The following is a 19,085-nucleotide window of genomic DNA, read 5'->3' as shown; positions in this document are numbered from 1 at the left end:
CGACGCGACGTGCGTCAAAAAACCACGTTGTTTTGCGCGATTTTTCGATTTTGAGATGGCAAGACATTGATAAGTATCAAGTTTTGCTTATTGCGTGTCCGCGTCTGTTTCTCGTGGCCGGCGCGGAACTGCGGCAATATACCGCGCTGCAACAACGCGGTCTCGACGTCTTGGCGGCCGATGCGTCGGCCTGGTGTTTCCCCACAACCCGCTTGACTTCAATATTTCCTGGGCATAAAGTTTTATTCGTACACAGGAATTAACGGCCATAGCGCACCATCGGCCAATCAGGAGACAAGCCTTGCTCAATCTCACGCCCGGTTCGCTCGCGGGACTTCGCATCATCGATCTGTCACGTGTGCTCGGCGGCCCGTATTGCACGCAGATCCTTGCCGATCACGGCGCGGAGGTCATCAAGGTCGAACCGCCGAATGGCGACGAAACCCGCACCTGGGGGCCGCCGTTCGACGGCGACACGGCGTCGTATTTTGTCGGTGTGAATCGCAACAAGCTCGGCGTCGCGCTCGATCTGACGCAGGAAAGCGAGCGGAGCAAACTGCTGCAACTGCTTGAGACAGCCGACGTGCTCGTCGAAAACTTCAAGATCGGCACACTGGAGCGCTGGGGTCTCGGCTATGACGCGTTGCAGACGCGTTTTCCGCGCCTCGTGCATTGCCGCGTCTCCGGCTTCGGCGCGGATGGTCCACTCGGCGCTTTGCCGGGCTACGACGCGGCGGTGCAGGCGCTTACCGGCTTGATGAGCGTGAACGGCGAAGCGGGCGGCGCGCCGTTGCGCATCGGCGTGCCAATCGTCGATCTGGTTACCGGACTGAACGCGGCGCTCGGCATTCTGATGGCGCTGCGCGAACGCGAGACGAGCGGGCGCGGTCAGTTCGTCGAATCGACATTGTTCGACAGCGCGCTGTCGATCCTGCATCCGCATACACCGAACTGGTTTTACTCGGGCCAGGAGCCGCAACGCACCGGCAACGCGCATCCGAACATCACGCCGTACGACATGTTCCATACGGGGAGCGTCGATATTTTTCTGGCGGTGGGCAACAACTCGCAGTTCGCGGGACTGTGCGCCGTGATTGATGCGCAACCGCTCGTCGACGATCCGCGCTTTGCCAGCAATAAGGAGCGCAGCGCGCATCGCCGCGAATTGCGTGCCGAACTCGAGAAGCGCTTTGCGTCATGGGAAGGCGAACTGCTTGCCGATACGCTGATCCGGCGCGGGGTGCCGTGCGCGCCGGTGCTCGGGTTGGGTGCGGCGCTGGAACATCCGCATACGGCGCATCGCGGCATGCGGGTGGAGATGGGCACGTATAAGGGCATTGCGTCGCCGATCAAATTGAGCCGAACGCCGGCCAGTTACCGCAGCACACCCCCGGCGCTCAATGAGCACGCCGGGCAGGTCTTCGGCAAACCACCCGCGGACGACTGAAGTTTTCGCATTGCCTCGATAAACCCCGTCGATAGAACAAAGAGCGGCCGCGTGCCGCCAAGGAGACAGCATGTGCATTAATCGCGCAGGACGACGCTTGCCTTTGGGTTCCTTATCGCTGGTTGAATGGACGTCCGTTATGCAAGGAGCCGCATCATGCTCGCACTGACCGGCACGGTCGCCATCGTCGCGCTGTTCGGGCTGATCATCACGAAGCGTCTTTCGCCGCTCGTCGCGCTGATCATCGTGCCGATTGTGGCGGCGCTCGTCGCCGGCTTCGGGCTTTCGACGGGCAAGTACATCGTGCACGGCGTGCAGAACATCGGGCCGGTAGCCGGCATGTTCGTGTTCGCCATTCTGTTCTTCGGCATCCTGACGGATGCGGGCATGCTCGATCCAATTATCAACGGCGTGTTACGCGTGGTCGGCTGCCACCCGACGCGCATTGTGATGGGCTCGGCTTTGCTCGCGCTGCTGATTCACCTCGACGGGTCCGGCGCGGTGACGTTCCTCGTGACATTGCCTGCAATGCTGCCGCTCTACACGCGCCTCGGCATCGACAAGCGGATTCTCGCGTGCGTGGCGTCGATGGCGGCGGGTGTCAATTTTCTGCCCTGGGTGGGGCCGATGCTGCGGGCTTCGGCCGCCTTGCATATTCCCGGCACGGTGATTTTCTATCCGATGATTCCGGTGCAGATCGTCGGCCTGATTTTCGTATTCGGCACCGCATATGCGCTCGGCAAACGAGAAGAAAAACGGCTTGGCCTCGATCGCGCGAGTGCTGCTTCTGTGGCAATCACGCCACGCGAACTGACGCCCGAAGAGCAGGCGCTGCGCCGCCCCGGCCGCTTCTGGATCAACCTCGCGTTGACGCTGATCGTGCTGGTCACGCTGGTGTCGGGCATTGTCGATCCGATAGTGATGTTTATGCTCGGCACGGTTGCCGCATTGATCATCAACTATCCGGACGTCAAGCAGCAGCGCGAGCGTATTGACGCGCACGCCAAAGCCGCGCTGATGATGGCGAGCGTCCTGCTCGCAGCAGGTGCGTTCACGGGCATCATGTCCGGCACCGGCATGCTTACGGCGATGGCGCAAGTGGTAGTGCAGCACGTGCCGGTCGACCATGCGCGCCATATGCCGTTCGTGCTCGGGCTCGTCTCGATGCCTTTGAGCCTGTTGTTCGATCCCGATTCGTTTTACTTTGGCATCCTGCCGGTACTGGCCGAGAGCGGGAAGATTCTCGGCGTGCCGCCGGTGCAGATGGCGCAGGCCGCCTTGCTCGGTCAGATGACGACCGGGTTTCCGGTTAGTCCGCTCACGCCCGCAACGTTTCTGATCGTCGGCCTAACGGGTGTCGAACTTGCCGAGCACCAGAAATTCACGATTCCCTTTCTCTTTGCCGCCACCATCATCATGGTGTTCACCGCGGTGCTGGTCGGCGTGTTTCCGCTTTGAGTGCGCGTTGAGTCTGTTGGACAAACGCAGGTACTGCGCAGCAAGAACCGAGTAACAACCCAGGACTTTGATATGAATTTCGATCTCACCGAAGACCAGCAATCGATCCAGGCCGCGATCGAAAAGCTGTGCGAAAAGTACGACGACGAGTACTGGCTCTCCCGCGACCGTGACGGGGGTTTTCCGCACGACTTTCATCGCACACTGGCCGATGCCGGCTGGCTCGGTATTGCTATGTCGCCGGAATACGGCGGCTCGGGTCTCGGCATGACCGAAGCCGCGCTCATGATGCGCACGATCAGTGGATCGGGCGCGGGCTTGTCGGGAGCCTCCGCGGTGCATATGAACATCTTCGGGCTGAACCCGGTGCAGGTGTTCGGTAGCGAAGAGCAGAAGCTCCGCTTTTTGCCGCCGCTGATCGACGGCCGCGACAAGGCCTGCTTCGCGGTAACCGAACCAGACGCCGGCCTTGACACCACGCATATGAAAACCCAGGCCGTGCGTGACGGCGACCACTACGTGCTGACCGGCCGTAAGATCTGGATCTCTACTGCGCAGGTGGCGAGCAAGATGCTGATCATTGCGCGTACTACGCCGCTCGAGCAGGCTGCCAAACCGACTGATGGTCTCACGCTCTTCTATACAGACCTCGACCGCGAGCGTGTGGAAGTGCGCGAGATCGAGAAGATGGGCCGCAAAGCGGTCGATTCGAACATGTTGTTCATCGATAATCTGCGTGTGCCGGTCGAAGACCGCATCGGTGACGAAGGCGCGGGTTTTCGCTATCTGCTGCATGGCCTGAATCCCGAGCGCATCCTGATTGCCGCCGAAGCCGTCGGTCTCGGTCAGGTGGCCTTGAAGCGCGCAACGCAGTATGCGAAAGAGCGCGTGGTGTTCGGCCGCCCGATCGGCCAGAACCAGGCGATTCAACATCCGCTCGCTCAAGCCTGGATGCAGCTCGAAGCGGCCAACCTGATGGTGTTCAAAGCCGCCTCGCTCTACGACGCCGGCCAGCCCTGCGGCGCGGAAGCCAACGCGGCCAAGTACCTCGCCGCGGAAGCCGCGTTCCAATCTTGCCAGACGGCGATCGCCACACTCGGCGGGATGGACTACGCGAAGGAATATCACGTTGAACGTTATCTGCGGGAGTGTATGATTCCGAGGCTCGCGCCCGTGAGCCCGCAAATGATCATGTGTTTCATCGCGGAGAAAGTGCTGGGCCTGCCGAAGTCGTACTGAGCGTTTCACCTCACTGCCATGGATGTCAAACTCGTTGCCCGCACGTTAGACCTGTTCGAATTGTTCGCCGCCGAGCAACGGCCGCTGCCGCTCACCGAGCTCGCGCGTTTGCTGAACGTGCCCGTATCGAGTTGTCTCGCGCTCGCACGTACGCTGGTGAGCCGGGGCTATCTGTACGAAGTCAGAAAACGCGGCGGCTACTATCCGACGCGCCGCTTGCAGATGCTCGCCAGCGCCATCAACGCGGTCGATCCGATTGTGGAGATGGTGCATCCGCGGCTCGTCGAATTGCGCGACGCAAGTGGTGAGACGGCGGTGCTCGGCAAGATTCACGGCACGGCCGTGGTGTATCTCGACGTGGTCGAATCGACCAAGGCGATTCGCTACGCGCGCGCGCCCGGCGAGTTGCGGCCCTTGCACGCCAATTCGATCGGTAAGGCGATTTTTGGTGAACTCGATGGCGCCGCGCAGCAGTCACTCGGCGCCCAACTGTCGTTCGAACACTTCACGGCTGCGACCGTTGCCGATCTGCCAGCACTCGTCAAGCAAGCAGCGGCTGCGAAGGCCAGGGGCTGGTGCGCCAATCTCGGCGAGAGCGCGCCGGAGTTGTCGGCGATCGCGGTGGCTGTGACGATTGGCGGGGACCTGTACGGTCTTTCGGTAGTAGGACCGACCGAGCGCATACAGAAAGATCAGAAGGCGCATGCGGTCGAATTGATGCGCGTGAAACAGGCGATCGAGGCGCAGGAACAACAGGAGCCGCAGGAATAAGCGACGCGTGAGGCGTTAACTCTCGATTAGCAACTCCGTGAAGACACACTCGCGAAGACTTAGTCCCGCAAAGATTCGGCCGCGTGAGCGGTCGCTTCGCGAAGGCTCAAGGCCACGAGCATGCTGGCTACGCGATCGATATAAACAGTTGCTTGCCGCACGCGGCCGCGTATCGACGCAACGTGTCGATAGAAGGCGAATGCTGCCCTGAAGCAAGCGCCCGTTCAAGCCGGGTGATGGCCGGCGCTTTCGTGCCCATGCGCTCGGCGACTTGCGCCTGAGTCAAACCGGCTTCGCGGCGCGCGGCGAGCATCTGATCGAGCAGCGCGAATTCTTCGCGATTCAACCGCTCGTATTCGGCACGTACTTCCGGATCGGCGAGCGCCCGTTCGCGCATTGCCTTATAAGTTGCCATTTCTGATCTCCAGCAATCTTTTGCGCGCCACGTCCAATTCGTTACGCGGCGTTTGTTGCGACTTCTTCACGAAGCAGTGACGCATGACGATTTTCTGTTCCACGATCGCGCAGTAGAACACTCTGGCGATACCCTCGGCGCCTTTCAGGCGCGTCCCGAACAAGCCGCCACCCATTGAGGCAGTGTGAGGCTCGCCGAGATTCGGGCCGTATTCCTCCATGCGATCGGTCAGCGCGATGAAGCGCGCGAGCAGCGTTTTCGGCAAGGACGCAACGTTCACTTTGACCTTTTCGTTGTAGAAACCGATCGTAAATGCCATTGGAATTAATAGTAACAAATATGTTATTAACACGCAAGCAAACGACGTTGCCAGTTGTTGCTGCAAATCAGCCAAAACCGGCGGCGTTGCCCGGCAGGGAATCGAACGATCGGAAGAGGGCGAAGGCAGGACCGCGATGAGCGGTTACGACGGCGTTGGCGCAACTAGCTGGTCGGCTGGGTTGAGTCGTGCGGGACGCGATATGGGGCGCGGCACGGTGGCTGTCTCCTTTGACATTGGCTGCTTGAGTGGGAGTAACGAACCAAGGTCCATTCGTCATCAACCGACAATAACTCCGTTCGCGCCGACTTTCTATTAGCCGGTCGGCTAGTCAATGGGCTGGTTTGCTTCTACCATGCAAGCAGCTAACCGGAGACTCAACCGGCGTGGCCGCATGCCCAAAGCGGATGAGCGTCGCGTCGCCATCTGCGGCTTTATTCTTGATAGTCATTTCGAATACCACGTGAACCATCGCGGTTCTCCGTGAGTCCGTCACAAAAGCGTGTTGCAGGGCGTGTCATGCTTTGAACAAGCGTCGCGCCGTGCATCGACCGGTCGTTTTCTTTCCCTGTTGCAATTGCCTATGCTTTGAATTCGCTGTTAGCGGTTTTCGCGAGGCGGCATGGCTTGTGCTGCCCGAATGGTTTGAGAGAGCACGCTTCATCCACCTGTCGGCGACGACAGACTTCATTCAGGGAGTCAGCAGATGAGCACGATCACCACGAAAGACGGTACGGAAATCTTCTACAAGGACTGGGGCAAAGGCCGCCCGGTGGTCTTCTCGCATGGTTGGCCATTGTCCGCCGATGCCTGGGACGCGCAGATGCTGTTCCTCGGCAGCAAAGGCTTTCGGGTGATCGCGCACGACCGGCGCAGCCATGGCCGTTCGGCGCAGACGTGGGACGGTAACGACATGGATACCTACGCCGACGATCTCGCCGCACTGATCGAGCACCTCGATCTGCAGGACGCTACGCTGGTCGGCCATTCGACCGGCGGCGGCGAAGTCGCGCACTACATTGGCCGTCACGGGACGAAACGCGTGGCGAAGGTTGTGCTGATCGGTGCGGTGCCGCCGCTGATGCTCAAAACGGAGGGCAACCCCGAAGGCACGCCGATCGATGTGTTCGATGGCATCCGCAAGGGTGTGGTCGACGATCGTTCGCAGTTTTTCAAGGATCTGGCACTGCCGTTTTACGGCTACAACCGTCCGAACGCGAAGGTGTCGCAAGGCGTGATCGATTCGTTCTGGGCGCAAGGCATGGTCGGCTCGATCAAGGGGCTGTACGACTGCATCAAGCAGTTCTCCGAAGTCGACTACACGGAAGACCTGAAGAAGATCGACGTGCCGACTCTGGTGCTGCATGGCGACGACGACCAGATCGTGCCGATCGACGCGGCAGGCCGCAAGACGGCGAAGATCGTGAAGAACGCCACGCTCAAGGTCTACCTGGGCGGGCAGCACGGTATGTGCACCGTCGAGGCGGATAAGGTGAATGCCGATCTGCTGGAATTTATCGGCTCGTAATACGCTGACGTAGCGAGCGCGGCTGGCGAGGGGCGATTATCCCGCGCCGGCCGCACCCGCACCCGTACCCGCGTACGACGGCCGCCGCTCAGGCAGTTGGCCAGCCGATGCGCGCCGCTCGGCGCAACGTCGAGCGAACCACCAACCGGTGGAACGGAGCGATGGCGAGGATATAAAAACGCCCAAGCCTGTTGTGACAGTGCACGACCGTGGACAGGATCAGATAACGCGCGCTGCCCTCGTGCGTATCGCGCGTTTGCTGCAGGACCGAAAGCCGGAAGTCGAGATGGCTGTCGTTCTCGCCGAGAATGATCTCGCGTGCGCTGCGCGTGTAGATTCGGAAGATGTCGACCCGATCCCTTGAGCCGGGTGGATTCGCCATGCGCAACTGCTTCGACGTCTTGAGCCCGAGGCGGGCGACTAACGCATCACGCAGCCCCAGCAGTTTCGCTATCCATCCCGCCTGATGGGCGAACATAAAGCGCGCGAGCAATTCCGGGTCGTCGATTGCGTTGTCCGGCAAGCGGACGGCGTACGCGTCCGCGAGGTCCGGGGCATCGTATATGCGGGCCACGCCGGATTCGGCCGGCACGGCAACGGAAAGCACGGAACGGTTGGCATCTGGCATGGGAAGGTGTTGCGCCGAAAAGAGACCGAGGTGGAAAGGGCGACTTCGCTGCGGGGCGCCGCAGTTCGAGCGCGCACATGCGCGTCAAGTCTACGCGTGCCTGACAACGCGCGCTTGAGCGTCGGTGTTCATCGAACCAACCGGCGGCATGCGCTGGATGACGTATGACCGGGCATCAAACTACGCTTCAAGTTATACGACGTCACATAAATGAATGATGGTGTATGTGTTTGTTTGCAAAAGATAAATCGCCAAACGGGTCGCGCGTGTACGGGTAAATGCCTGGTTGAAATCCACCTTGGAATCGAAGATAGTACGTTATCGTACAACTAACGGCTGGTTCCAGCCTGTTGCCGTCACGGCTCGACTGCTTGCCGTCCTCCGGCTCTAATCGCGCGCGGCGCTGCAAAGGATCCTTATGAAGAAGATTGCCCTGAGTGGGGCCGGGGGCCAGCTCGGCTCGGTAGTGCGGACAGCGTTGGTCGGCCGCGGCATCCCCTTGCGTTCGGCGGCGGGTTCGAAGCCCCTCGTGCCGCTGGTGGAAGGCGAGGACGTGATGCACGGAGACTTGCGCGATCCCGCCGTCGTGGATCGCCTGCTGGAGGGCGTCGACGTGCTGATTCACTTCGCCGGCACGAGCGTGGAGCGTCCACTGCCCGAAATCATCGACAACAACCTGCGCGCGCTGGTCGAGGTATACGAAGGCGCGCGCCGGCAAGGCGTTCGGCGCGTGGTGTTCGCCAGCTCGAACCATGCGATCGGCATGTATCCGGTCACCGACCATCTCAACCTCGACTGCGCACTGCGCCCGGACGGCTTCTACGGCCTGAGCAAGGTATGGGGCGAAGCGCTGGCAAGAATGTATTGGGACAAGCACGGCATCGAGAGTATTTGCGTGCGCATCGGCAGTTGCCTTGAGCGGCCGACCGAGCAGCGACACCTGAGCACCTGGTTCGGTCATCGCGACCTGCTGCATTTTCTCGACCGCTGTGTTGAGGCAGAGGACATGGGGTTCATCACCGTGTGGGGCGTGTCAGCCAACACACGTAGCTGGTGGGACAACAGCGGCGCCGAGCGCCTCGGTTATCAACCGACTCAGGACGCCGAAGCCTACGCCGAGGAAATACTGGCGCAGCCGAACCCGCTCGATGCATTGGGTCAGCGTTACCAGGGCGGCAGTTTCGTCGGCATCGATTACTCGCGCGACGACACCGCGAGTCGGCCGCGCTGACTGGTTAAAGAATACGAGGAGACGTAGTCATGAAAATCAAGGGCATCCGCTGGTGGATGGTCAGTCTGGTCGCAGCCGGGCTCATCATCAATTACCTCGCGCGCAATACGTTGTCGGTGGCGGCGCCGACGCTGATGAAGGACCTCAATATCACCACCGAGCAGTATTCGCACGTGGTGGTGGCGTGGCAACTTTGCTATGCGTTCATGCAACCGGTCGCGGGTTACGTGCTCGATACCGTGGGCACCAAGATCGGCTTCGCGGTGTTCGCGCTTGCCTGGTCGCTGGCCTGTGCCGCAGCCGCATGGTCGACGGGCTGGCGCAGCCTGGCGTTCTTCCGCGGTGTGCTCGGTATCGCCGAAGCGGCTGGTATCCCGGCCGGCGTCAAGGCGACGAGCGAGTGGTTTCCGGCCAAAGAGCGTTCCGTTGCGATCGGCTGGTTCAATATCGGCTCGTCCGTCGGTGCGCTGCTCGCGCCGCCGCTGGTCGTCTGGGCGCTGTTGCATGGTCAATGGCAGTGGGCTTTCCTGATCGTTGGCGTGGCGGGGATTGTCTGGAGTGCGCTGTGGATTCTGCTTTACAAGCACCCGCAGAAACAGAAGCTGTTGAGCGACACCGAGCGCGATTACATCCTCAGCGGGCAGGAGGCGAAGCACAGCGAAGCGGGCGCGGTCAAACGCAATTGGGCGGCCATGCTCGGCAGCCGGGATTTCTGGGCAATCGGCATTCCGCGGATTCTTTCCGAGCCGGCCTGGCAGACTTTCAACGCGTGGATCCCGCTGTACATGATGACCGAGCGGCACATGAACCTGAAGGAAGTCGCGCTGTATGCGTGGATGCCTTTTCTGGCCGCGGATATCGGCTGTGTGCTCGGCGGCTACCTCAGTCCGCTGTTTCACAAGTATGCGAAGGTCTCGCTGTTCACGTCGCGAAAGTTGGTCTTCGTCGTTGGCGCGCTCTGCATGATCGGACCGGCCTGCGTCGGGTTGGTGGCGAGTCCTTACGCGGCCGTTGCGCTGCTGTGCGTCGGCGGCTTTGCCCACCAGACGCTGTCGGGTGCGCTGTACGCGATCACCTCCGACATGTTCGGTAAAAACGAAGTCGCCACTGCCACGGGCATGGGCGGCATGGCGGGCTACCTGGGCGCGGCGGCGTTCACGGCGTTGTTCGGCGTGCTGGTCACGCAGATCGGCTACAGCCCATTGTTTGTGGTGCTCGCGGTGTTCGACATCATCGCGGCTGCTGTGGTGTGCCTGCTGGCCCGAAGCAGCGACAGGACACCTGAGCCGCGCTGGGTGGCGGCGAGTGCTGTGGCCAAGTAAGTAACGCTTGGGTTCCCCCGCGAATCGCGCCGGGAAAATGAAAATGGCGGCGTCTCCGGACGCCGCCATTTTTTTGCCGCCTGCTTAACGCTGAGACGGCATCACGTGAGGTCTCCGGCAACGCGCACGCCGGAGACCGCTTGTCCGTCAGCCCACCAGCGAGCTGTTATACGTGACGCCACCGATCACCACGTTGCTGAGCGTGATGGATTTTACGTTGTTCACGAAGACCGGTCCCGGCGTGGTCGTCGTTGCCGGTCCCGTGCAGATCGGCGTTCCCAGGTTGCAGTTCGAGATCGTCACACCGGTAATCGGCTGCACCGTAGGGACAGGCAGCGGACCGTTGTAGTCCGCTGCCACCGGCCCTTGCGCGACAATCGCCTGGAAGCACGAACCCGACGTCGCGGTAAAGCCCGAAGTCAGCGTGTAGCTCACCGCGCCCGACGTGTTGGTCGCGTTTACGTTCGTGATGTTGACGTTGTTGATCGTCGCCGGATTCCAGCGCACGGCATCGCCCGAGGGGCTGTAATCGCAGTCGAACGTGATCAGGCCGCCTTGGCCCGTAGACGGGTTAGCCGCGAGACCGACGGTGCCCGTCCCCGGGACCGAACCCGGAACGCTTGAGCCCAGCGCGCCGCCGCCATATTTGCCGGTCAGGTTCACGCCATTGGGCAGCGTCACGCCATTGATCCACACGTTGTTGATGAACCCGCCCCGGTTCATGTTGGTCTTGAAGCGAAGCGCGATGTTCAGCGGATTGGTCGCCCAGTTCGCGTTCTCCATGGTCAGATTGCGCGCGTAGACGTTTTCCACGCCCGCGCTCATTTCGCTGCCGATCGTGAGGCCGCCGTGCCCGCTTTGCATCGTGCAGTTCTGGACCACGATGTTCTGCATTGGACCGTACTGCGTGTCGAGGCACTTGCCGGACTTGATCGCGATGCAGTCGTCGCCGGTATTGAACTGAACGTTCTGCACCAGCACGTAATTACACGCATCCGGATCGAAGCCGTCGTTGTTCGGGCCGATGCTGTCCGCAAACACGCCGTCGATCACCACGTTCGTGCAATCGGTCGGGTGATGCTGCCAGAACGGCGTGTTCTGCGTGTGGTAGTTCTGCAGCAGCACGTTGGTGCAGCCGATGAATTCGACCATGCACGGACGCAGAAAGTGACCCATGCCGAAGACGCGCTGCAGGACCGGCACACCGAGTTCCGATAGCGCGGGCAGATAGTTCTGATCCTGATTCCAGCCCGAAGCCGTGAGGAGCGTCATCAGCGTCGTTGTCGTGCCGTCCTGATTCTTGAACGACACGTTGGCCTGCGGATTCGTGATCTGGGCCGCGGGCAGACTCGTCAAGGCGGTGCTACCCGGGTAGGAGGCGCCATTGGCCGAATAAGCGGTGGCGCCCGTGTTGGCGTCAGCTTGCGAAACCGGTGCGCCTCCCGAAGCGGGTTTCACGTACCCGTACTCGCCACTCGAGCCCTTGAACGTCCACCAGCACGACGTCGGCGGCTGGGTGCTCAACTGCATGGGCGTCATTGCCTGACCGTTCAGAACGCAGGTGTTGTCGTCGGCGGTCAGCGCGATGTTGTTCTGCTGGTACGCATAGATCGGTGCGCCGAAGTTCAGGCAGTCGTTTGCCTGCCAGCGCGACCAGTACAGATTGCCGTTGGCCGTCGGGTACGGACCATTCTTCGCGTAGTCAGCCGGGTTCGGGCTGAAATAGATCGTGCAACCGGAGCTCAAATGGAAATTCACATTGCTCAGGAGTACGATCGGGCCACCGCAATACCAATTGCCCGCAGGCACCACCACGCGGCCACCCCCCGTGGCGTGCGCGCCCTGAATCGCGGCATTGAACGCGGAGCACGAATCATATGCCGTGTCCGTCATATCCCACGGCACCATCACATTCGAGCCGGGGCTTTGCGGTGACGCCGCGGCCTGCGAGCCCGTCACCCACGAAATCGTGCCACCGGGCCAGGCGCTCGCCTGGATCAAGGCGGACGCCGGCAGCGTCCGTGCGCCGTAGCTCGTCACCTGAAAATCAATAGCGGGAAACGTCGAAGTGGTGATCCCGGCGAGCTTGTTGATGATTGCCGTTGCCTGGCCGGTCGGCCCCCAGATCGGGTCCGCAGCCACGGTTGGTGGGGTCGACGCTGGTGTCGTGGAGCCTAAAGAGCCGCTGCTCCCGCCGCATCCGGGCAAGGTCCCGAGCAGGGTGGCGCCCGCGGAGGTTCCTGCGAGCACGATAAACGCTCTGCGTTTGGGTGAGTTTGGTCCGTTCCGGCCGGAAACTCTCGATGCTGCTTGCCTGCCGTTATTTTTATCCTGGGTTGCCACGGATGTCTCCTTGCCCTTTGCGGGCGTTGTGAGTGATCGTCAGTGCTTGATGGCACGTGGTTCTTGAAATCTGTCGACCGAAGGGGAAGCGGATATCGGCGCGTTATCTCTAGTCATAAGTTATCCTTAATGTTTGTAATAAAGCAATCGAGAAGAACGTAGGGCCGTTGTTGAGGCTGGCTCGCTCAGACCGCGAACGTGCAAATGCGCCGCTCCAACTTCTCTATCGGTAATAGAGCAGGTGGAACGGCGTCTGAAGCAGGGTCTGTGGGTTTAGCTGGCCTGCTGGCCGATTTCGTGATTGGCGAGTATTTCGAGTGCTCGCACCATGGCGGAGTGATCCCATGCCTTGCCGCCATGCGCCACGCAGGCGTTGAAGAGCTGCAGACAGGTGGCCGTATTCGGCAACGACACGCCCAGTGCCTGGGCCGTCGAGAGCGCGAGATTCAGATCCTTCTGGTGAAGCTCGATGCGAAAGCCCGGATCGAAGGTGCGCTTCGTCATCCGTTCGCCGTGCACTTCGAGAATGCGCGAGGACGCAAAGCCGCCCATCAGCGCTTCGCGCACGCGCGCAGGATCGACGCCGGCCTTGGAGGCGAGCAGCAACGCTTCGCCGACGGCTTCGATCGTCGCGGCGACGATCACCTGATTGGCGACCTTGCACACCTGACCCGCGCCGACAGCACCGATCAGCGTAACGTTCTTGCCCATCATGTCGAAGAGCGGCTTGACGCTGTCGAAGGTCGCTGTTTCGCCGCCCACCATGATGGTCAGCGAACCGGCCTTGGCGCCGACCTCGCCGCCGGAAACCGGTGCATCGAGATAGTCCGCGCCGCGTTCACGCACGCGAGCCGCGAACTCGCGCGTGGCCATCGGCGAAATCGAACTCATGTCGACTACGGTTTGTCCCGAACGCAAGGCTTCGGCGAGACCGTGTTCGCCAAACAGCACGCGTTCGACGTCCGGCGTGTCCGGCACCATGACGAAGATCACGTCGGCATGCGCGGCCACGGCGGCCGGGCTGTCACACGCCACTGCACCGGCCTGGATGAGATCGTCGGGTACGCCGCTGCGCGTAAACGCGGCAAGGGGGACACCGTTCTTAAGAAGATTGGCGGCCATGGGTTTGCCCATGATGCCGAGTCCAATAAAGCCTGCTTTTTGCATGGAATTCTCCGGAGATGTCATAGCGGCCGTCTCTACTTCGAGTCCGCTTATTTCTGCATGAAGTGTTTTCGAACCGTCTGTGCGGCGGCTTTCAGCAGCCCCATATCAGCACAAACCGCGACGACGCGGCAGCCCATCGAGATATAGCGCTCCGCGTCGGCCTGCACGGGGGCGAGGATGCCGCTCGGCTTGCCGGCGGCCTGTGCGCGCTCGAAAACGTGCGCAATCGCCTGTTGCACGTCGGGATGGTTCGGGTTGCCGATGTGGCCGTAGGCGGCCGCGAGATCGGACGGTCCGACGAACACGGCGTCGACACCGTCTACGGCAAGAATCTCGTCAATGTTGTCGACGGCCTTGCGGCTTTCGATCTGAACGATGACGCAGACGTTGTCGTTGGCGATGTCGAAGTAATCGGCTACCGTAGCATAGCGATTGCCCCGGTGGCTCACCGACACACCGCGGATGCCCTGCGGTGGGTAGCGCGTCGCGGCGACGGCATGGGCTGCGTCTTCGGCGCTCTCGATGAACGGCACCAGAAAATTCGAGAAGCCGCTGTCGAGCAGCCGTTTGATGAACACGCTGTCGTTGGCCGGCGGCCGTACTACAGGCGCGCTCGAACTATCCTTGAGCGCCATCAACTGGGGAATCAGTGTCAGAACGTCGTTCGGTGCGTGTTCGGCATCCAGCAGCATCCAGTCGAAACCGACGATGCCGAGCAGTTCAGTGACAATCGGACTGGCAAGCGAAGCCCAGCAGCCGATCAGGGTTTCGCCGCCGCAGACGGCGCGGCGAAAGCTATTGGGTAAGGGCTGGTAGGGTGTGGCGGCTGTCATGGGGATGTCTCCTCGAACTGCAATTTACCGGGCAAGCTCTGACGTTTGCTGAACCAAATGTTATAGGTCGTCGTATGTCTTAGTGCAGATTAGCATCGAGGCGTCCGTCTGTAACTGCCACGTAAACCCGAATTCCTCGTGGGGCAAGGGTTTCGGGTTGCGCTTAGGATCATCTATGTTGTAGGATGACCTATATCTGAGATGTCCATCCAAGGAAAGCGAAATGTCTATTACCGGCGAAATGCTGATTGGTCGCAAAGCAGTACGCGGCGAGGAAAAACCTTTGCGAGCGTTCAATCCCGCCACGGGCGCCGATATCGCTGAGCCGGTGTTCGGCAGCGGCTCGATTGCGAATGTCGAGCTTGCCTGCGAGCTCGCGCAAAAGGCGTTCGACCCGTACCGGCATCTGCCGCTCACGGTGCGCGCCGAGTTTCTCGAGCGTATCGCAGACGGCATCACCGCGCTCGGTGACGCGCTGATCCAGCGCGCGCACGAAGAGTCGGGCCTGCCGAAGGCGCGTCTCGAAGGCGAGCGCGGCCGCACGACGGGCCAGCTCAAGCTGTTCGCCCAGGTCGTACGCGCCGGCCAATGGCTTGCCGCGACGCTCGATTCGCCGTTGCCTGAGCGCAAGCCTTTGCCGCGCTCTGATCTGCGCATGCAAAAGATTCCATTGGGTCCGGTCGCCGTGTTCGGCGCCAGCAATTTCCCGCTCGCGTTTTCGGTGGCGGGTGGCGATACCGCAGCGGCGCTCGCGGCGGGCTGCCCGGTCGTGGTGAAGGCGCATCGCGCTCACCTGGGCACCTCGGAGATGGTCGGCCGCGTGATTCAACAGGTCGCGCAGGAGATGGATTTGCCTGAAGGCGTGTTCTCGATGGTCGTCGGCGCCGGCAATTCCGTCGGTGAAGCGCTGGTCGCGCATCCGGCGATCAAGGCGGTGGGTTTCACGGGTTCGCGCGCAGGCGGCACGTCGCTGATGCGCGTCGCGGCCGCGCGGGCCGAGCCGATTCCGGTCTACGCGGAAATGAGCAGCATCAACCCGGTGTTCCTCCTGTCGAATGCGCTGTCGCAACGCGGTGAGACCATCGCGCGCGGCTTCGTCGATTCCTTGGTGCTCGGTGCTGGGCAGTTCTGTACCAACCCGGGGCTCGCGATTGCCGTCGACAGCGAGGCACTCAAAGGTTTCGTTGCAACGGCATCCGAAGCACTGGGCGGCAAGCCGGCCCAGACCATGCTGACAGCCGGCATCCACGCGGCCTATGAAGACGGCGAGGGCAAACTGGCGGCGACGAGAGGTGTCGAAACGGTTGCGCAAGGCGTTGACGCAACGGGCCCGACGCAGGCTCGCGCAGCCTTGTTCGTGACCGATGCGCTCACCTTCCTGTCTACGCCAGCATTGGAGGACGAGGTTTTCGGACCTGCGTCGACCATCGTGCGGTGCAAGGACGAGCAGGAAATGCTCGCGGTGGCCGAGCACTTTACCGGTCAGCTGACGGCCACGGTGCAGATGGACAGCGCCGATCTGCCGGCGGCGAAGAAGCTGGCGCCGATTCTTGAGCGCAAGGCCGGGCGGATTCTGATCAACGGTTTCCCGACGGGCGTCGAGGTTTCACACGCGATGGTGCACGGCGGCCCGTTCCCGGCCACCTCCGATAGCCGGGCAACATCAGTGGGCACGACCTCGATCGAGCGCTTCCTACGTCCGGTGTGCTATCAGGATTTCCCGGCTGATCTGCTGCCCGAGTCGCTGGCCGACGGCAATCCGCTGGACCTTTGGCGCCGTCGTGATGGCGAGATCACGCGCAGCTAGGCGATGCGTGAGCGGCGCGCAAGCGGGCGCCGCATGAGATAAAAAAATGGCCGGGATATCCCGGCCATTTTTTTGCGTCCAACCCAACGTGACGAATCAGCAGTTGCTCAGCGTGACGAATCAGTTGTTAGCTTCCGCGGCTTCGTTCGCGCGCCTGAGCCGCTCGCGGCTATTGGACAGATGCATGCGCATTGCCGCACGCGCGCCTTCGGCATCGTGCCGCGTGATCGCCTCGAGAATGCTTTCGTGTTCCAGATTGACGAGCGACAGATACGCGTCGGGCTCGGCACGCGCGATCCCCGCCGAATCGAGCCGGTTGCGCGGAATCAGCGCGCTGCCCATTTGCGTGAGAATGTCGACGAAATACCGGTTGCCGGTTGCACGCGCCACGGAGATATGGAACTGCAGGTCGGCGTCGACGCTATCCAGCCCGTTGTGGCGAGTGGCTTCGATCGCATCGAGCGCGGTGCGCATGCGCGCGAGATCGTCCGGCTTGGCCCGTTGAGCCGCCAGACCCGCGCACTCGGTCTCGAGGCTGATGCGCAGTTCCAGGATCGACAGCACGTCGCGCAAGGTGGTGGCGGGCACCATGTCGATGCCCAGCTTTTCGCGTTGCGGTTCCAGCACGAAGCTGCCGATGCCGTGGCGCGTCTCGATGACCTTGCCCGCCTGCAAGCGTGAAATCGCTTCGCGAATAACGGTGCGGCTCACGCTCAGCGTGACCATCAATTGCGATTCGGTCGGCAGTTTGTCACCGGGTTTCAAGGCGTTAGACGCAATTTGCTCGGTGACGTAGCCGACGACAAACTCGGCAAGATTGCGCGCGCGTCGTGGCGGTACCGCGGATGCCAGTGGTGTAGCCATCGAAAACGCCCCTTGAATCAGATAGTTGCAGAAACTTCCTGCGATCCATTATACCGTCGTCTGACGACTGATTATATAAACGCCGGATCATTTTCGGCATCGACGTCAGACTGGGTGTCGACTCCCGGTTTAAGGCGCCTGGCGGACTGCTCGCGGTGATTTTGCAGGCGCCCCAGGAAGTACGATAACCGCTTGCCCGCTAGCCCTGGCGTAGTTCGACCCGTTTGATGTCTTTCACGATCACGAGGTAACTGAACACCGTCAGCAAGGCATTCAGGCCGACGAAAACCAGCGCGCCGTTGAACGACCCTGTTTTCGCAACGACGTAGCCGATCACGATGGGCGTCACGATGCCGGCGATATTGCCGAACATATTGAAGATGGCGCCCGACAGCCCGAGGGCCTCCTTCGGCGACGTATCCGCCACGACGGCCCAGCCGAGTGCCCCGATGCCTTTGCCGAAGAACGCGAGCGACATGGGCGCGACGACGATCCAGTCGGTCGAAACGTAGTTGCAGCCGACGATGCACGCCGACAGCAGCATGCCGCCGACGATCGGCACCTTGCGCGCGATCGTCAGCGAGTGTCCGCGCCGGATCAGCCCGTCGGACAGGATGCCGCCGAGCACGCCACCGGAGAATCCGCAGATCGCGGGCAGCGACGCCACCAGACCCGCGTGCAGAATCGTCATGCCGCGCGCCTGCACGAGGTAGATCGGAAACCAGGTCAGGAAGAAGTAGGTCAGCACGTTGATGCAGTATTGGGCGAGATAGACGCCGAGCAGCATGCGGTTGGTCAGCAGTTGACGCACCAGCGACCAGCCGCCGGTGCTGGCGATGTCCTCAGCCCGGGCTGCTTTTTTGTGCCCGTTCACCACGCCGCCGCCCTGTTCGATGTAATCGAGTTCGGCGCGCGAGACACGCGGATGGTCGGCGGGGTTCTTCATCACCTTCAGCCAGGTGAGCGCGAGTAAAAGTCCGGCCGCGCCCATCACGACGTAGACCGTGTGCCAGCTGAACGCGTGGGTCAGCCATGCCATCAGCGGCGTGAAAATGACCGCCGCGAAGTATTGAGCTGAATTGAAAATGGCGGACGCCGTGCCGCGTTCATTGGTGGGAAACCAGCTGGCCACAACCTTGGCATTGGCCGGAAACGCCGGCGACTCGGCCGCGCCCATGGCGAAGCGCAGCACGAACAGCGCGGTGACGGCCGCGGCCGCGCTGCCCAGTAGACCGATCGAGCTCTGCAGCAGCGTAAACAGTGACCACAGGAAAATACTCGCCGCATAGACGCGCCGCGCGCCGAAGCGGTCGAGCAGCCAGCCCGCCGGCAATTGCGACAGAACGTAGGCCCAGCTGAACGCGGAGAAGATGTAGCCCATCTTGATGGCGTCGAGGCCGAACTCGGCGCGCATCGCGGATCCGGTTACCGAGAGCGTGGCGCGGTCCGCGTAATTGAATGTCGTGATCAGAAAGATCAGCAACAGAATCGCGTAGCGGACTTTGGTGCGCTTTGCGACGTGGGCGGGGCTCGCGGTGCGGCTCATTTCCATCGTCATCTCCTGAATTTTTATGCAAGGGAGCGGGCTCCCGCGGGCGTCGTGCAGTCAGAAACGCAGTGAAAAAGCGCCCGGCGACGTTGCCGTCCCGGGCGCTCTTTGCGGTGCCGTGCGCTTCAGCCAGGTTCGGCCGGGTTCGCACGGTGAGGCGCCTT

16 protein-coding genes are annotated in these 19,085 nt (G+C 61.7%); 8 read left to right on the top strand and 8 right to left on the bottom strand.

Annotated elements, in window-relative coordinates; genetic code table 11:
• Nucleotides 1–301: 301 nt before the first annotated feature.
• The 4 genes from PQQ52_RS16625 to PQQ52_RS16610 all read left to right on the top strand — a co-directional run bounded on the left by PQQ52_RS16625 (nt 302) and on the right by PQQ52_RS16610 (nt 4,915).
• On the top strand, nt 302–1,447 hold the full coding sequence (locus PQQ52_RS16625) for a CaiB/BaiF CoA transferase family protein (protein ID WP_408213235.1): 1,146 nt from the start codon (nt 302–304) through the stop codon (nt 1,445–1,447).
• Between the two features lie 156 nt (nt 1,448–1,603).
• Nucleotides 1,604–2,905: a CitMHS family transporter gene (locus tag PQQ52_RS16620; RefSeq protein ID WP_408213233.1), complete on the top strand. Its 1,302-nt coding sequence runs from the start codon at nt 1,604–1,606 to the stop codon at nt 2,903–2,905.
• 72 nt (nt 2,906–2,977) lie between these two features.
• Nucleotides 2,978–4,144: an acyl-CoA dehydrogenase family protein gene (locus PQQ52_RS16615; RefSeq protein ID WP_408213230.1), complete on the top strand. Its 1,167-nt coding sequence runs from the start codon at nt 2,978–2,980 to the stop codon at nt 4,142–4,144.
• An 18-nt stretch (nt 4,145–4,162) separates the two neighbouring features.
• Nucleotides 4,163–4,915 carry an IclR family transcriptional regulator gene (locus PQQ52_RS16610; protein ID WP_408213228.1) on the top strand — a complete coding sequence of 251 codons (753 nt, stop codon included), beginning with the start codon at nt 4,163–4,165 and terminating at the stop codon, nt 4,913–4,915.
• A 127-nt stretch (nt 4,916–5,042) separates the two neighbouring features.
• Here the strand turns inward: PQQ52_RS16610 and PQQ52_RS16605 are convergent, their stop codons facing one another.
• Nucleotides 5,043–5,330, bottom strand: a complete 288-nt coding sequence (locus tag PQQ52_RS16605; protein ID WP_063498788.1) for a helix-turn-helix domain-containing protein — start codon at nt 5,328–5,330, stop codon at nt 5,043–5,045.
• Nucleotides 5,317–5,724, bottom strand: coding sequence for a type II toxin-antitoxin system RelE/ParE family toxin (locus PQQ52_RS16600; RefSeq protein ID WP_408213225.1), 408 nt, complete (start codon nt 5,722–5,724; stop codon nt 5,317–5,319). The genes PQQ52_RS16605 and PQQ52_RS16600 overlap by 14 nt, the downstream gene beginning before the upstream one ends.
• 631 nt (nt 5,725–6,355) lie before the next feature.
• On the opposite strand from PQQ52_RS16600, the gene PQQ52_RS16595 reads away from it, so the two are divergent.
• Nucleotides 6,356–7,177 (top strand): alpha/beta fold hydrolase, encoded by an 822-nt coding sequence (locus PQQ52_RS16595; RefSeq protein WP_408213224.1) that lies wholly within the window; start codon nt 6,356–6,358, stop codon nt 7,175–7,177.
• Between the two features lie 88 nt (nt 7,178–7,265).
• Here the strand turns inward: PQQ52_RS16595 and PQQ52_RS16590 are convergent, their stop codons facing one another.
• Nucleotides 7,266–7,805 (bottom strand): DUF2867 domain-containing protein, encoded by a 540-nt coding sequence (locus PQQ52_RS16590; protein ID WP_408213221.1) that lies wholly within the window; start codon nt 7,803–7,805, stop codon nt 7,266–7,268.
• Between the two features lie 418 nt (nt 7,806–8,223).
• On the opposite strand from PQQ52_RS16590, the gene PQQ52_RS16585 reads away from it, so the two are divergent.
• Together PQQ52_RS16585 and PQQ52_RS16580 are read left to right on the top strand one after the other, a co-directional pair.
• Entirely contained in the window at nt 8,224–9,036 is an 813-nt protein-coding gene (locus PQQ52_RS16585; protein ID WP_408213218.1) for an NAD-dependent epimerase/dehydratase family protein, read from the top strand.
• 29 nt (nt 9,037–9,065) lie between these two features.
• On the top strand, nt 9,066–10,358 hold the full coding sequence (locus PQQ52_RS16580; RefSeq protein ID WP_408213216.1) for an MFS transporter: 1,293 nt from the start codon (nt 9,066–9,068) through the stop codon (nt 10,356–10,358).
• Nucleotides 10,359–10,505: 147 nt separating this feature from the next.
• Here PQQ52_RS16580 and PQQ52_RS16575 read toward each other — a convergent pair whose 3' ends face one another.
• The 3 genes from PQQ52_RS16575 to garL all read right to left on the bottom strand — a co-directional run bounded on the left by PQQ52_RS16575 (nt 10,506) and on the right by garL (nt 14,701).
• The gene (locus tag PQQ52_RS16575; protein WP_408213213.1) at nt 10,506–12,701 is read right to left on the bottom strand and encodes a glycoside hydrolase family 28 protein; all 2,196 of its coding nucleotides are present in this window, start codon (nt 12,699–12,701) and stop codon (nt 10,506–10,508) included.
• A 273-nt stretch (nt 12,702–12,974) separates the two neighbouring features.
• A complete protein-coding gene (locus PQQ52_RS16570) occupies nt 12,975–13,889 on the bottom strand; it encodes a 2-hydroxy-3-oxopropionate reductase (protein WP_408213210.1) in 915 nt (304 codons plus the stop codon).
• Between the two features lie 26 nt (nt 13,890–13,915).
• The gene (gene garL, locus PQQ52_RS16565) at nt 13,916–14,701 is read right to left on the bottom strand and encodes a 2-dehydro-3-deoxyglucarate aldolase (RefSeq protein WP_408213208.1); all 786 of its coding nucleotides are present in this window, start codon (nt 14,699–14,701) and stop codon (nt 13,916–13,918) included.
• Nucleotides 14,702–14,924: 223 nt separating this feature from the next.
• On the opposite strand from garL, the gene PQQ52_RS16560 reads away from it, so the two are divergent.
• On the top strand, nt 14,925–16,508 hold the full coding sequence (locus PQQ52_RS16560) for an aldehyde dehydrogenase (NADP(+)) (RefSeq protein ID WP_408213205.1): 1,584 nt from the start codon (nt 14,925–14,927) through the stop codon (nt 16,506–16,508).
• 120 nt (nt 16,509–16,628) lie between these two features.
• Here PQQ52_RS16560 and PQQ52_RS16555 read toward each other — a convergent pair whose 3' ends face one another.
• Together PQQ52_RS16555 and PQQ52_RS16550 are read right to left on the bottom strand one after the other, a co-directional pair.
• On the bottom strand, nt 16,629–17,372 hold the full coding sequence (locus PQQ52_RS16555; protein WP_408213202.1) for a FadR/GntR family transcriptional regulator: 744 nt from the start codon (nt 17,370–17,372) through the stop codon (nt 16,629–16,631).
• Between the two features lie 199 nt (nt 17,373–17,571).
• Nucleotides 17,572–18,978: an MFS transporter gene (locus PQQ52_RS16550; protein WP_408213395.1), complete on the bottom strand. Its 1,407-nt coding sequence runs from the start codon at nt 18,976–18,978 to the stop codon at nt 17,572–17,574.
• Between the last annotated feature and the right edge of the window lie 107 nt (nt 18,979–19,085).

Origin of the sequence: Paraburkholderia sediminicola, assembly GCF_046030555.1 — a bacterium.
In the GTDB taxonomy this organism is placed as follows: domain Bacteria; phylum Pseudomonadota; class Gammaproteobacteria; order Burkholderiales; family Burkholderiaceae; genus Paraburkholderia; species Paraburkholderia sediminicola_E.
The sequence above is the reverse complement of the archived record's forward strand: the minus strand, read 5'-3'. Positions and strand labels throughout refer to the sequence as shown.

Bases quoted from the DNA above. Each gene is read 5' to 3' on its own strand.
- PQQ52_RS16590 (WP_408213221.1), bottom strand. From the start codon at position 7,805: ATGCCAGATGCCAACCGTTCCGTGCTTTCCGTTGCCGTGCCGGCCGAA.
- PQQ52_RS16595 (WP_408213224.1), top strand. From the start codon at position 6,356: ATGAGCACGATCACCACGAAAGACGGTACGGAAATCTTCTACAAGGAC.
- PQQ52_RS16560 (WP_408213205.1), top strand. From the start codon at position 14,925: ATGTCTATTACCGGCGAAATGCTGATTGGTCGCAAAGCAGTACGCGGC.
- PQQ52_RS16570 (WP_408213210.1), bottom strand. From the start codon at position 13,889: ATGACATCTCCGGAGAATTCCATGCAAAAAGCAGGCTTTATTGGACTC.
- garL (WP_408213208.1), bottom strand. From the start codon at position 14,701: ATGACAGCCGCCACACCCTACCAGCCCTTACCCAATAGCTTTCGCCGC.
- PQQ52_RS16620 (WP_408213233.1), top strand. From the start codon at position 1,604: ATGCTCGCACTGACCGGCACGGTCGCCATCGTCGCGCTGTTCGGGCTG.
- PQQ52_RS16555 (WP_408213202.1), bottom strand. From the start codon at position 17,372: ATGGCTACACCACTGGCATCCGCGGTACCGCCACGACGCGCGCGCAAT.
- PQQ52_RS16585 (WP_408213218.1), top strand. From the start codon at position 8,224: ATGAAGAAGATTGCCCTGAGTGGGGCCGGGGGCCAGCTCGGCTCGGTA.
- PQQ52_RS16580 (WP_408213216.1), top strand. From the start codon at position 9,066: ATGAAAATCAAGGGCATCCGCTGGTGGATGGTCAGTCTGGTCGCAGCC.
- PQQ52_RS16615 (WP_408213230.1), top strand. From the start codon at position 2,978: ATGAATTTCGATCTCACCGAAGACCAGCAATCGATCCAGGCCGCGATC.
- PQQ52_RS16605 (WP_063498788.1), bottom strand. From the start codon at position 5,330: ATGGCAACTTATAAGGCAATGCGCGAACGGGCGCTCGCCGATCCGGAA.
- PQQ52_RS16610 (WP_408213228.1), top strand. From the start codon at position 4,163: ATGGATGTCAAACTCGTTGCCCGCACGTTAGACCTGTTCGAATTGTTC.